The following is a 12,897-nucleotide window of genomic DNA, read 5'->3' as shown; positions in this document are numbered from 1 at the left end:
TCGCCGCAGAACGCGATGCGCATACTCCTGCACCGGAGGGTGATGTTGGATGCGCTGGCGTTCGCCTCAGAGCACCTGGGAGAGGAAGCGGCGGAGGCGGGGGTGCGCGGCCGACTCGAAGATCGCGGTCGGTTCGCCGGCTTCGAGGACCACGCCGGCATCCATGAAGGCGACTGTGTCGGCGACCTCGCGGGCGAAGCCCATCTCGTGGGTCACCACCACCATGGTCATGCCCTGCGTCGACAGGTCCGCCATCAGTGCCAGTACGCCCTTGACCAGTTCCGGGTCCAGCGCCGAGGTCGCTTCGTCGAAGAGCATCACCTGCGGCTGCATGGCCAGCGCGCGGGCGATGGCGACGCGTTGCTGCTGCCCGCCGGAGAGGTGGGCCGGGCGGGCGTCGGCCTTCGCCACCAGCCCGACCCGGTCCAGGTGTTCGCGGGCCACCGCCACGGCCTCGTCCTCGCCGAGTTTGCGGATCCGGCGCAGGGCCAGGGTGATGTTGCGCAGCACGCTCATGTGGGGAAACAGGTTGAACTGCTGGAACACCATGCCGATTCGCTGGCGTAGGGCGTCCGGGTCGTCGCGCAGTACGCTGCGCCCGTCCAGCAGCACGTCGCCGCGATCCGGTTCGAGTAGCCGGTTGACGGTCCGCAGCAGAGTGGACTTGCCCGAGCCGGAGGGGCCGATCACGCAGGCGGTGGCGCCTCGGGCGACGTCCAGATCCACCCCGCGCAGCACCTGGTGGCGCCCGAAGGCCAGGTGCACGTCGCGCAGGCTCAGGCTGACCGAGCTGCTCATCGTTGGTTCCCTCCGGCGGCGCCGGGCAGCGCCAGGTCCAGGTCGTCGGGGTCGTCGCCGGCCGCTGCGGTGGCCGGTCGGCCGTGCCGTAGCCGGCGGTCGATCCAGTTGACGACGTGCGTCAGCGGCACCGTCAGCGCCAGGTAGAAGAGTCCGGCCAGCAGCAACGCCGACTGGTTGCCGGTGTTGGCCGCGTAGTCCTGCCCGATCCGGAACAGTTCCCGCTGGCTGGCCAGCAGGCCGAGGAAGTAGACCAGGCTGGAGTCCTTGATCAGGGCGATCAGCTGGTTCACCCAGGCCGGCAGGATCCGCCGGATGCCCTGCGGGATGACCACCATCCGCATCGCCTCACCCCAGGAGAGCCCGAGCGCGCGGGCCGCCTCCAACTGGGTGGCCTCCACCGACTGGATGCCGGAACGGAAGATCTCACCGATGTACGCGGCCGCGATCAGCGACAGCGCCAGGATGCCCAGCGGGTACGGGTTGGGTCCCCACACCTGCATGCCCAGCGGGGCCAGCCCGACCCCGATCAGCAGGATCGTGGCCGCCGCCGGCAGGCCGCGGAACACGTCGGTGTAGACCCGCGCCGGCCACCGCAACCAGCGGGTACGCGAGATGCCCGCGACCGCCAGCACGATGCCCAGCGCCGAGCCGAGCAGGGCGGCGGTGACCGCCAGGATCAGCGTGTTCGGCAACCCGACGGTGATCATTTCGGGTAGCGCCTCGCGCATCGACTCCCAGTCGAAGAACGTCTCCCACAGGGTGCGCAACGGATCCACGGTCGACCTCCGCCCTACTCGCTCGTCGTCCTACCTCAGGAGGCGGCCGGCGCCGACACGTCGCCGCTGCCCGGGGTGAAGTCGGCCGGAATGGGCCGGCCCGGGTAGTACTGCTCCTGCAACCGGGTCCAGGTGCCGTCGGCGATCACCTCGTCCAGGGCCTTGTTCAGCGCCTCGCGTAGCGCGTCGTTGCCCTTGGCGAAGGCGTACGCGGTCGGGGCCGGGCTGAGTTCCTTCGCCGCCACCTTGATCTTGCCGCCGCTGTCGGCGGCGGTCTTCTCACCGATCTCGGCCGGGGCGATCCAGGCGTCCGCCGTGCCGGCCTTGAGTTGGTTGATCGCGCCGTTGTAGTCCGGCACCCGCACCGGGTCGAGGCCCTTGTTGGTGGCGTAGTCGTCCTGCACGGTGCCCTGCACCACCACGACGCGCTTGCCCGGCAGTTCGTCGAAGCTGGTCAGCGCCGAGCCGGCCGGCACGTCCAGACCGAAGTAGCCGAAGTCGTAGCCGTTGCCGAAGTCCACGGTCTTCTTGCGCGCCTCGGTGATGGTGATCGAGGAGCTGCCGATGTCGAACTTGCGGGTGTTGACCTGCGACAACAGTGCCGAGAAGTCGGTGCCGACGAACTCCACCTTCAGGCCGAGCTTGTCGGCGGCGGCGACCAGCAGGTCGTTGTCGAAGCCGGTGAACTTGCCGTCCTTGAGGTACACGTTCGGCGGCGCGTCGGTGAGCGTGCCGGCCCGCAACACCCCCGGCTGGAGCAGGTCGTACGGGTTGTCGGCGGTGCCGGCGGAGTCCGAGCCGCAGGCGGTGAGGGTGGCGGCACCGAGGATGGCGGCGACGCCGACGGCGGCGGCCCGGGTCAGGGCAGGAAGGATGCGCACAGGTGTCTCCTGGTTGAGCGGCGGCGGGCACGGACGTGCCACACCGACGGTCCGCCGCGCGACGGACCGCTGGGATGGGTGGACGTACGGACGTGGCGGTCGACCGACCAACTCGGGTCGGTGACCGGCGGCGACGCGGTCAGCTACACGCGGCGCTGCAGACCCGCATCATGTCGACGTGCCGGCGCCGGGTCAGGCCCGGGCGGGCCGCGACGGGAGCGGGTCGACTGCGGTACGACATGGGTCTCCTCAAGGTCGTGATGACCTGGGACACCAGGCCACGCTTGCACCGGAGGTCGCTCCGATGCCTGGTCCTCACCCGGGGCACCCCTGCGCGGACGAGGGTTGCCGGCCAGCGAGCCGGGGCTTGACGCTGGCGCTCATGACCTGTTGCCGAGGCTAGCAGCCGGTGACGGGGCAGCGTCCACCCGTTATGACCACCCTCACGCCCGCGCCGGGCGGCGGTGCAGGGCCAGGCGCCGGGCCAGGATCGTGGCGCCGGCGAGCGCCGCGATGACCATGGCGACTTCGACGGCGACCACCTCCGGTGCGGTGCTGTAGTCGGTGGACCAGGCGAACCCGATGGTGATCGGGGTGACGACGATGCCGGCCGCCGGCAACAGCAGCGTCATCATCCAGGCGGTGCGCCGGATCTGGGGCAGGTCGCGCAGCCGCAGCCGTACCGCGACGACCGCGGCGGCCACCACGACGGCGGCCGGCAGCCCGTAGTAGACGCCGACCCCGACCAGGATCGGCACGTCGACCGAGCGCGGAATGTCGATCATGCGGACGAAGAGTGGATACAGCGCGTTCAGCAGGGCGTAGCCGAGCAGGCTGCCGAGCACCGCACCGGTGAGCGCGGTCCGTAACAGCCGGCCGTAGTCGCGGCGTACCCGCCGGACGCCGGCCTCGTCGGCGAGCCGCCGGGCGAATCCGGCGACGTCGCCGCCGATCAACTGCGCCGGGTCGCCGCCGTCGGCGGCCGCTGCCGCCAGGTCGAGGCGTAGGTCGGCGGCGAGCGCCTGCCGGTCGGCCGAACCGACCCCGTAGGCGCGCCACGCCCGGTCGGCCTCGGTCAGGACGCTGTCGAGGGTGTCCATGGTCAACTCCTGGGCGAGGTGGGGTCGGACGGGACGATGATGGCGTTGACGGTGTCGGCGAACCGGCTCCACTGCTGCTGCCATGCGTCGAGGTGGACCCGGCCGGATCCGGTGAGTGCGTAGACCTTGCGGGGCGGGCCGGTCGGACTGGCCTGCTGTTCGTCGGCGACGAGGCCGAGGCGACGCATCCGGGTCAGCAGCGGGTAGATGGTGCCGTAGCTGATCGGGCCGAAGCCGGCCGTCTCCATCCGGCGTACCAGCTCGTAGCCGTGGGCCGGTTCGCGGGCCAGCAGTGCCAGCAGGCACATGTCCAGCGCGCCGCGCAGGAGCTGTGTGTGGCGGTCGTTGTCGTCGGTCGGCTGGCTTCCTGCCACTACCATGCGACACATAATAGCCCACTATTCGGTGTGGCGATATACCGGTCATCGGATTCCCGCGCCGCATGGTTGCCGACGGCCCGCGTGATCCCTTACGGTCTGCTCAGCGGTGGGCGGTGCGGTCCGCATCCGAGAAGACACCGCCGGTGCTCCGCGACGCCGGGCCGGGATGGTGGAATCCCGCACCAGCGAGCGTGTGGCGGACGAACCGGCGGGCGAACCCCGACCTGCGGGCGGCGCGTCGAGGCGCCGGTGCCTGTGGCGTACGGGAGCGCGGACACCCACCGGGAGCACCCCGTGTACCTCACCCCCCACGAGCAGGACCGTCTGCTCGTCCACGTGGCGGCCGACGTCGCCCGGCGCCGCCGCGAACGCGGCCTGCGTCTCAACTATCCGGAAGCCGTCGCGGTGATCACCGCCTTCCTGCTCGAAGGGGCCCGCGACGGCCGGTCCGTGGTCGACCTGATGTCCGCCGGCCGCACCGTCCTGAGCCGGGACGACGTCCAGGACGGCATCCCCGAGCTGCTGGGGGAGGTGCAGGTGGAGGCGACGTTCCCGGACGGCACCAAACTGGTGACGGTGCACCACCCGATCCCGTGATCCCCGGGGAGATCCTGCCGGCCACCGGACCGGTGGAGATCAACGCGGGCCGGCCGGTGACCACGCTGCTGGTGGTCAACACCGGGGACCGGCCGGTGCAGGTCGGCTCGCACTACCACTTCGCCGAGGCCAATCCGGCCCTGGACTTCGACCGGGACATCGCCTGGGGGCAGCGGCTGGCCGTACCGGCCGGCACGTCGGTGCGCTTCGAACCGGGGGTGAGCCGCACCGTCGACCTGGTGCCGTTGGGCGGCGCCCGGGTCGTGCCCGGCCTGCGCGGTGAGTGCGCTGGCGCACTGGACGGGAGGCGGGACGCATGAGCATCGTGGAACGGAACCGCTATGTCGCGCTGTACGGGCCGACCACCGGTGACCGGATCCGGCTGGCCGACACGAACCTGCTGATCGAGGTGGAGCACGACCACTGTGCCGGCGGCGACGAGGCGGTCTTCGGCGGCGGCAAGGTGATCCGCGAGTCGATGGGCCAGTCCCGGGCCACCCGGGCCGAGGGCGCCCTGGACACCGTCATCACCGGCGCGGTGGTCCTCGACCACTGGGGCGTGGTCAAGGCCGACGTGGGGCTGCGGGACGGCCGGATCGTCGCCCTCGGGCGGGCCGGCAATCCGGACACCATGGACGGTGTGCACCCGGACCTGGTGATCGGCCCGGCGACCGAGGTGATCGCCGGCAACGGCCGGATCCTCACCGCCGGTGCGGTCGACACCCACGTGCACCTCATCTGCCCGCAGATCGTCACCGAGGCCCTCGCGGGCGGGGTGACCACCCTGGTCGGTGGCGGTACCGGGCCGGCCGAGGGCACCCGGGCCACCACGGTCACCCCGAACGCCTGGCACCTGGCCCGGATGCACGAGGCCCTCGACGCGTTCCCGGTCAACGTGCTGCTGCTCGGCAAGGGCAACACGGTCTCGGCGGAGGCGCTCTGGGAGCAGCTGCGGGCCGGTGCCGGCGGGTTCAAGCTGCACGAGGACTGGGGCACCACGCCGGCCGCGATCGACGCCTGCCTGCGGGTCGCGGACGCCTCCGGCGTGCAGGTGTCGATCCACACCGACACCCTCAACGAGGCCGGGTTCGTCGCCGACACGCTGCGGGCGATCGGCGGGCGGGCGATCCACTCGTACCACACCGAGGGGGCCGGGGGCGGGCACGCGCCGGACATCATCACCGTCGCCGGTGAGCCGAACGTGCTCCCGTCGTCGACCAACCCGACCCGCCCGTACACCCGCAACACCCTGGCCGAGCACCTCGACATGCTGATGGTCTGCCACCACCTGAACCCGGCCGTGCCGGAGGACCTGGCGTTCGCGGAGAGCCGGATCCGACCGTCCACGATGGCCGCCGAGGACCTGCTGCACGACCTGGGCGCGATCTCCATCATCGGATCGGACGCGCAGGCGATGGGCCGGGTCGGCGAGGTCGTGCTGCGGACCTGGCAGAGCGCGCACGTGATGAAGGCGCGGGTGGGGGCGTTGCCGGGTGACGGTGCCGCCGACAACCACCGGGCCCGGCGGTACGTGGCGAAGTACACCATCTGCGCGGCCATGGCCAACGGGCTCGACCACGAGATCGGCTCGGTGGAGCCGGGCAAGCTCGCCGACCTGGTGCTCTGGGAGCCGGCGTTCTTCGGCGTCCGACCACACCTGGTGATCAAGGGCGGGTTCATCGCGTACGCCCAGATGGGTGACGCGAACGCCTCGATCCCGACGCCGCAGCCGATGCTGCCCCGGCCGATGTTCGGTGCGTACGGCGGCGCGGCCGCCGCCACCAGCCTGGCGTTCGTGGCACCCGCCGCGCTCGACGCGGGGCTGCGGCTGGACGTGCGGCGCCGGGTGGTGCCGGTGGCCGACGTACGGTCGCGCGGCAAGGCCGACCTGCCGGAGAACAACGCGCTGCCGCGCATCGAGGTCGATCCGGACACCTTCACCGTCCGGATCGACGGCGCGGTGGTCGAACCCGATCCGGTGACCGAACTGCCCATGGCCCAGCGGTACTTCCTGTTCTGATGACCGCACCGACGATGTTGCTGCTGCTCGCCGACGGGCGGTTCCCGGCCGGGGCGCACGCCCACTCGGCCGGTCTGGAGGCGGCCGTCGCGGCGGGGCGGGTCACCGACCTGGCCACGCTGGGGGAGTACCTGCGCGGCCGGCTGGCCACCGCCGGGCTGGTCGCGGCGGCGTTCGCGGCGGCGGCCCGCCGGGCGGCCTGGTCGGCCCGGCGGCCCGCCACCCTGGTCCGGCTCGACGCCGAACTGGACGCGCGTACCGCCTCGCCGGCCCAGCGGACGGTGTCCCGCCGGCAGGGCCGGGCACTGCTGCGGGCCGGCCGCGAGATCTGGCCCACGGCCGCCTTCGACGACCTGCCCGCCACGCCGGGCGGCCCACACCAGCCGCTCGCCCTCGGGCTGGTCGGTGCCGCCGCCGGTCTCGACCCGGCGCAGGTCGCCACGGTCGCCGCCCACTCGACGGTGACCGGTTCGGCCAGTGCCGCCGTACGCCTGCTCGGCCTCGACCCGTACCAGGTGCAGGCCCTGCTGGTCCGGCTCGCCGGTGCCTGCGACGCCACCGCCGCGCGGGCGGCGCGGGCCGCCGAACAACCACCGCAGCGGCTGCCCGCCGCCGCCGCGCCCCTCGCCGACATCCATGCCGAAGCTCACGCCACCTGGGAGGTGCGTCTCTTTGCGTCCTGAAATCGACCACGATGAGTCCGTTCCCCACACCCACCCCGAGCCGGGGGTCGACCCGCACGCCCCGCTGCCGCCGGCCGTCCGGGCGCTGCGCGTCGGCATCGGCGGGCCGGTCGGCTCGGGCAAGACCGCCCTGGTCGCCGCGCTCTGCCGGGCGTTCGCCGACGAACTGCGCCTCGGGGTGGTGACCAACGACATCTACACCACCGAGGACGCCGACTTCCTCAAGCGGGCCGGGGTGCTCGATCCGGCCCGGATCCGCGCCGTGGAGACCGGGTGCTGCCCGCACACCGCCATCCGCGACGACATCGGCGCCAACCTCGACGCGGTCGACGAACTGGCCGAGGCGCTCGGTCCGCTGGACCTGGTGTTGGTGGAGAGCGGCGGCGACAACCTGACCGCCACCTTCAGCCGGGGCCTGGTCGACCGGCAGATCTTCGTGGTGGACGTGGCCGGCGGGGACAAGGTGCCGCGCAAGGGCGGGCCGGGGGTCACCGCGGCCGACCTGCTGGTCGTCAACAAGACCGACCTGGCGCCGATGGTCGGCGCGGACCTCGCGGTGATGGACCGCGACGCCCGGGCCCGGCGCGGCAGCCTGCCCACGGTGTTCCAGTCCATCACCGAGGACCCCCTCGCCACCCGGGTCGCCGAGTGGATCCGCCACGAACTCGCCCACCATCGCGTGACGGCGGCCAGCACCGGACCGGGCGATGTGGACCGATCCGCGTCGGGCGAGATGGGACGACCGACGCCGGTCGTCGCGGCCTCCGCCGGGCAGGTCTGATGCGGGCCACCGCCCGGCTGGTGGCCCGCGCCGACCGGCACGGCCGCACCGCCCTGGCCGAGCTGCGTGGCGAGAGCCCGCTGCTCCTGCGCCAGGTCGCGGCCACGGGCGGTGGCGTCACGGTGTACGTCGTCGGCGGTGCCGCCGGTCCGCTCGCCGGCGACGAGTTGCGTCTGGACGTCGAGGTCGGCCCGGGCGCGGTGGTACGCGTGCAGACCGTCGCCGCGTCCATCGCGCTGCCGGGCCGCCCCGGCGCGGTCTCCAGGATGCTGGTCCGGGTGTCCGTCGCGGCAGATGCCGTGCTGCACTGGCTGCCGGAGCAACTGGTCGCGGCGGCCGGCTGCGCGCATGTCGCCGACGCCCAGGTGGACGTCGCCGAGGGCGGCACCCTGCACTGGCGGGACGAGTTGATCTGCGGCCGGCACGGCGAGCAGCCCGGCCACGCCGAGATCAACACCTGGGTCGACCTGGCCGGCCGACCGCTGCTGCGGCAATCGCTCAGCGTCGGGCCGGACGCGCCCGGCTGGGCCGGTCCGGCGGTGCTTTCGGGAGCACCCGCCACCGGCTCGTTGCTGGTGGTCGACCCGGCCCGGCCCGCCGAACCGCCGGCCGTACGCGGCACGGTCGCCCGGCTGCCACTGGCCGGTGGGCCGGCGACGCTGTGGACCGCCACCGCCCCCGACGCGCACACCCTGCGGACGTACCTCGACGGGGCGAACAGCAGCGCCGCTTCGGCCGGGGGAGAGGTGAACGGGCGGGTCCGAGTCGGATGAGGTCGCCGCCGAGTGGCGAGTGGTGATGACAGGCCCGGCCCACGCCGCGACGGGTTGCGGGTAAACCGGTTGGGCGCGTAGGGAAAAGCGGCTAGCGTGCCGATCTCATGGATCTGCCTCGAAGTTTCGTCATCCGCGAGGGTGACCTGCGCATCCTCAACCCGTTCGACGCCGGCAAGCTGGCCACGCTGGGTCGGGCGCTGAAACTCGCACCGGGTACGTCGATCCTCGACCTGTGCAGCGGCAAGGGTGAGCTGCTCTGTACCTGGGCCCGCGACCACGGTGTGGTCGGCACCGGAGTCGACATCAGCACCGCCTTCACCGCCGCCGCCCGCCAGCGAGCGACCGAGCTGGGCGTGGCCGAACAGGTCCGGTTCGTGCACGGCGACGCCGCGTCGTACGTGCCTGACGAGCCGGTCGACGTGGCCGCCTGCGTCGGGGCCGCCTGGATCGGCGACGGCGTCGCCGGCACCCTGGAGATCCTCGCCCGGTGGTTGCGTCCGGGCGGGTTGGCACTGATCGGTGAGCCGTACTGGCGGATCGATCCGCCCGACCAGGCGACCGTCGAGGGCTGCGACGCCACCAGCCGGGACGATTTCCAGGGCCTGCCCGGCCTGGTCGCCCTCTTCGGTGAGCAGGGCTGGGACCTGGTCGAGATGGTGCTGGCCGACCAGGACAGTTGGGACCGTTACGCGGCGGCGCACTGGCTCAATCTGCGTCGCTGGCTGGACGACAACCCGGACGACCCGCTCGCCGACGAACTGCGGCAGGAGCTGACCGACGATCCGCTGCGCCATGTCCGTTATCGCCGTGAGTACCTGGGCTGGGGCGTCTTCGCTCTCAGTCAGCGGTGAATCCACATCGGACGACCGGGCGGGCGTTGGGTTGGTATGGCACCGTGTGTCCGGTGCCGGCAACCGCCGGTCTGACCGCGAAAGTCAGGAGTGTGGCAAATGGCCAAGCAGCTGAGTCGGCGAGCCGCGATCGGAATCGGCGCGGCGACGGCGGCACTGGTGGCGGCACCGCGTAGCGCCTCCGCCGCACCGGGCGCGGATCCCGCACCGGGCGTGGATCCCGCACCGGGCGTGGCCGACCCCGCCGCCGGGGCAGGCGTCGGCACCGGGTCGGCGTCGAGCCTGATCCGCCATGCGTACCAGCATCGGAAGGCGGCCGCCGGTGGCGTGTGGCACTCGCACGTCGCGATGCTCGACAGCGCTGGCGCGCTCGGTGTGGTCGTGGACGATGACGCCGACCGGGTGACGCACGGCTACAGCGTGCAGAAGCTCGCGGTCGCGGTGGCCGTCATGGACAAGATCGACCGGGGTGAGCTGCGGCTCGACCAGCGTCTCGACCTCACCGCCGACATCATCCTCGGCGGCAGCGGGATCTACTTCCTCCAGACCGTCTGGGGCGACGAGGTCACGGTGGCGAACTTCCTCACCGCCCTGCTGCTCGTCTCCGACAACACGGCCGTACGGATGTGCGGCCGGGTGGTGCCGGCACTGGAGATCAATCAGATCCTCGCGGCCAAGGGCTTCGCCCACACCCGGGTGGAGCCGGTGGCCAACCCGAACCGGTTCTTCCTCGGCGTCACCACCCCACGGGAGACCCACGACCTGCTGTGGCGGCTGGCCAACAAGACCCTGCTGTCCACCCGGTCGTGCAACTTCCTGCTCGGCATCCTGCGGTGGATCAACGGCTACCACGACGGGATCCGCCGCGACATGTCCTCGGCCGAGCGCAGCCGGGTCGCCACCAAGTACGGCGCGGACTACGACTCGCGTGGCGCCGCCCGGCACGAGGTCGGCATCATGTTCGACCCCACCGGCGCACCGACCCTGACCTACGCGTTCTTCGCCGACTCCCTGGGCGACCTGGACAACTACGGCGGTACCCACCCCGCCGTACGGGCCCACGCGTCCCTCGGCCGGACCATGTTCGACGCCATCGCCCCGATCACCCACCGCACCGCCCGGTCCCGCCACTCCATCCCCCAGTTCCGCCCCGTCAACGGCGGCTGACCCGGGCCCGCCGGGTCGGCGGAGTTCGGGAACCGTCGCACGGTCGACGTGGAAGATCGTGCCCGTTTCGGGATCGAGTGGTGTCGCAGTCGCGGTGCGACCACCCGATCCCGATTCGAGCGCGACCGTGGGCTCGAAGGTCAGGCCGGGCTCGGGGCTCGCCGACGGTCCGCGTCGAACCGCTCGATCAGGCCGCTGAGCAGCGCCGCCAGGTCGGCGTCGGCCACCGCGGTCAGCCCGGCCAGGTCCGCCTGGATCAGTGCGGAAAGGCGCTCGTGTTCGTGGCGCCCACGGGTGGTGAGGTAGGCCCGGATGCGGCGGCGGTCGATCGGGTCTACCCGGCGGAAGACCAGGTTACGGTCGACGAGCTGGTCGACCAGTTTGGTCAGGGTGCCCGGCGGCAGGGACGCCTCGGTGGCCACCTCGCTCATCGGGTGGCCCAGGCCGTCGGCGAGCAGGCAGAGCACCCGCCACGCCTCGATGCTGAGCGACTCGTCGGCGAGTAGCCCGCCGACCCGGCGCGCGAGCAGCCGCTCGGCGCGGGTGAGCAGGGGCAGCAGGTCGGCTGCGGAGCCGGGAAACTCTGACATGGCACTCCCGCCTTGCGGTTGCCGGGTCATCGTACCGAGACGTCCCGCTGGATGGGGAGGGCTGGTCATCACCATCGGTGGCGGCCACCATGTGTTCATGTCCGCGCCGGCACCGGGGTACGGGCGCCCGCAGGCGGGGGAGAGTGTCGCCGCCGGGGCGTCCTGGCTCACCGTCGACCGGGGCGTGGTCAGTATCGCGCTGGTGTACCCGATGCGCGGGCCGGCCGGCATGTTCGGCCCGAGCTGCGAGCTGTGCGCCCAACTCGCCGTCGAGCAGGTCAACGGTCGCGGTGGGGTGCTGGGCCGGGAGCTGCGGCTGGTGCCGGTCGACGGCGGGGCGCCACCGGCCGAGGTGGCCGCCGAGGTCGAGGCGCTGGTGTCGGTCGGTGCGGTGCAGGGTGTCACCGGCTGGCACATCTCCTCGGTACGTCAGGCGGTGGCGCCGCGCATCGCGCACCGGGTGCCGTACGTCTACACCGCGCTGTACGAGGGCGGTGAGCGTACCGAAGGGGTCTTCCTGACCAGCGAGACGCCGGACGCGCAGCTCTGGCCGGCGATGCGGGTGCTCGCCGCCGACCTGGGGGTGCGGCGCTGGTTCGTGGTGGGCAACGACTACGTCTGGCCCCGCCGGACCACCCGGGCCGCGTACCGGTACGCGCTGCGCAGCGGTGGCCGGGTGGTCGGGCACCACTTCCTGCCGCTGGAGACCCACCAGTACGCCGAGGTGCTGCGCCGGATCGAGCGCAGTGACGCCGACGCGGTGCTGATGCTGCTGGTCGGGGCGGACGCGGTGCGGTTCAACCGGGCGTTCGCCCGGTCCGGCCTGGACCAGCGGTGCCTGCGGTTGAGCACGTTGATGGACGAGAACATGTTGCTGGCCAGCGGTGCGACCAACACCCGGCGGCTGTTCAGCACCGCCGGCTTCTTCGCCGGCCTGGTCACCCCGGAGAACCTGGACTTCCACGGCGCGTTCGGCCGCCGGTTCGGGTTGGAGGCGCCGCCGCTGGGCAGTCTCGGTGAGTCCTGTTACGAGGGGGTCATGCTGCTCGCCGCGCTGATCGCCAAGGCCGGCACGCTGGACGTCCGGGCGGTGGAGGCCACGGCCGACGTGGTGACGTACGACGGGCCCCGGGGTGAGCTGCGGTTGCGGCGCCGTCACGTCCGCCAGCGGATCTACCTCGCCGAGGCCGACGGTCTGGATTTCACCGTCCTCGCCGAACTGTGACCTTCGGTGGCCCGGCCGTGCCTTGACACGCCGGGCCGCCCGCCGCCTAAGATACTTCCTGCGTGAAGTATCCGGCCGGTGTGCCGGATATCGCCACCCGCCCGACGGGTGGTCGAATCGGTGCCCACAGCGGCCGATAATTGTGTGCCGGTGCCATTCCGCCGAATCTCCGTGGCGGGGCGCCGGCATTTTCGCGTCCCGCTTCGACATGCGCGACTACGGCCAGTGGAAACAGTCTATTGAGGATCGGGAAACATCCGCGCAACGAA

The 12,897-nt window shown here is 72.3% G+C and carries 15 protein-coding genes and 1 riboswitch; of the genes, 9 read left to right on the top strand and 6 right to left on the bottom strand.

Annotated features, from left to right (window positions below; translation table 11 throughout):
- Positions 1-66: 66 nt before the first annotated feature.
- The 5 genes from E0H26_RS02570 to E0H26_RS02550 all read right to left on the bottom strand — a co-directional run bounded on the left by E0H26_RS02570 (position 67) and on the right by E0H26_RS02550 (position 3,938).
- Entirely contained in the window at positions 67-798 is a 732-nt protein-coding gene (locus tag E0H26_RS02570; protein ID WP_131300301.1) for an amino acid ABC transporter ATP-binding protein, read from the bottom strand.
- On the bottom strand, positions 795-1,577 hold the full coding sequence (locus tag E0H26_RS02565; RefSeq protein ID WP_131300299.1) for an amino acid ABC transporter permease: 783 nt from the start codon (positions 1,575-1,577) through the stop codon (positions 795-797). Before E0H26_RS02565 ends, E0H26_RS02570 begins: the two co-directional genes overlap by 4 nt.
- A 35-nt stretch (positions 1,578-1,612) precedes the next feature.
- Entirely contained in the window at positions 1,613-2,458 is an 846-nt protein-coding gene (locus E0H26_RS02560; protein WP_131300297.1) for an ABC transporter substrate-binding protein, read from the bottom strand.
- Positions 2,459-2,733: 275 nt separating this feature from the next.
- Positions 2,734-2,846: riboswitch (SAM riboswitch) on the bottom strand.
- Positions 2,847-2,901: 55 nt separating this feature from the next.
- The gene (locus E0H26_RS02555; protein WP_131300295.1) at positions 2,902-3,558 is read right to left on the bottom strand and encodes a hypothetical protein; all 657 of its coding nucleotides are present in this window, start codon (positions 3,556-3,558) and stop codon (positions 2,902-2,904) included.
- A gap of 2 nt (positions 3,559-3,560) precedes the next feature.
- A complete protein-coding gene (locus E0H26_RS02550) occupies positions 3,561-3,938 on the bottom strand; it encodes a PadR family transcriptional regulator (RefSeq protein WP_131300293.1) in 378 nt (125 codons plus the stop codon).
- Between the two features lie 294 nt (positions 3,939-4,232).
- Between E0H26_RS02550 and E0H26_RS02545 the strand changes: the two genes are divergently transcribed.
- The 8 genes from E0H26_RS02545 (at position 4,233) to E0H26_RS02510 (ending at position 10,813) form a co-directional block, all read left to right on the top strand.
- A complete protein-coding gene (locus E0H26_RS02545) occupies positions 4,233-4,535 on the top strand; it encodes an urease subunit gamma (RefSeq protein ID WP_131300291.1) in 303 nt (100 codons plus the stop codon).
- The gene (locus E0H26_RS02540; RefSeq protein WP_131300289.1) at positions 4,532-4,855 is read left to right on the top strand and encodes an urease subunit beta; all 324 of its coding nucleotides are present in this window, start codon (positions 4,532-4,534) and stop codon (positions 4,853-4,855) included. Before E0H26_RS02545 ends, E0H26_RS02540 begins: the two co-directional genes overlap by 4 nt.
- Positions 4,852-6,555: an urease subunit alpha gene (locus tag E0H26_RS02535; protein ID WP_131300287.1), complete on the top strand. Its 1,704-nt coding sequence runs from the start codon at positions 4,852-4,854 to the stop codon at positions 6,553-6,555. The genes E0H26_RS02540 and E0H26_RS02535 overlap by 4 nt, the downstream gene beginning before the upstream one ends.
- Positions 6,555-7,238, top strand: a complete 684-nt coding sequence (locus tag E0H26_RS02530) for an urease accessory protein UreF (protein WP_131300285.1) — start codon at positions 6,555-6,557, stop codon at positions 7,236-7,238. Before E0H26_RS02535 ends, E0H26_RS02530 begins: the two co-directional genes overlap by 1 nt.
- Complete coding sequence (gene ureG / locus E0H26_RS02525) at positions 7,228-8,019, top strand: urease accessory protein UreG (protein ID WP_131300283.1); 792 nt, start codon at positions 7,228-7,230, stop codon at positions 8,017-8,019. The genes E0H26_RS02530 and ureG overlap by 11 nt, the downstream gene beginning before the upstream one ends.
- Positions 8,019-8,792, top strand: coding sequence for an urease accessory protein UreD (locus E0H26_RS02520; protein WP_131300281.1), 774 nt, complete (start codon positions 8,019-8,021; stop codon positions 8,790-8,792). The genes ureG and E0H26_RS02520 overlap by 1 nt, the downstream gene beginning before the upstream one ends.
- A 107-nt stretch (positions 8,793-8,899) precedes the next feature.
- Positions 8,900-9,646 (top strand): SAM-dependent methyltransferase, encoded by a 747-nt coding sequence (locus tag E0H26_RS02515; protein ID WP_131300279.1) that lies wholly within the window; start codon positions 8,900-8,902, stop codon positions 9,644-9,646.
- Positions 9,647-9,745: 99 nt separating this feature from the next.
- Positions 9,746-10,813 carry a serine hydrolase gene (locus E0H26_RS02510; RefSeq protein WP_131300277.1) on the top strand — a complete coding sequence of 356 codons (1,068 nt, stop codon included), beginning with the start codon at positions 9,746-9,748 and terminating at the stop codon, positions 10,811-10,813.
- A 140-nt stretch (positions 10,814-10,953) separates the two neighbouring features.
- Here E0H26_RS02510 and E0H26_RS02505 read toward each other — a convergent pair whose 3' ends face one another.
- Positions 10,954-11,403 carry a MarR family winged helix-turn-helix transcriptional regulator gene (locus E0H26_RS02505; RefSeq protein WP_131300275.1) on the bottom strand — a complete coding sequence of 150 codons (450 nt, stop codon included), beginning with the start codon at positions 11,401-11,403 and terminating at the stop codon, positions 10,954-10,956.
- 97 nt (positions 11,404-11,500) lie between these two features.
- On the opposite strand from E0H26_RS02505, the gene E0H26_RS02500 reads away from it, so the two are divergent.
- A complete protein-coding gene (locus E0H26_RS02500) occupies positions 11,501-12,628 on the top strand; it encodes a substrate-binding domain-containing protein (RefSeq protein WP_240741975.1) in 1,128 nt (375 codons plus the stop codon).
- Positions 12,629-12,897 lie beyond the last annotated feature (269 nt).

Source organism: Micromonospora zingiberis, from assembly GCF_004331455.1.
In the GTDB taxonomy this organism is placed as follows: Bacteria; Actinomycetota; Actinomycetes; order Mycobacteriales; family Micromonosporaceae; genus Micromonospora; species Micromonospora zingiberis.
This window is presented reverse-complemented; position numbering and strand designations above follow the sequence as displayed.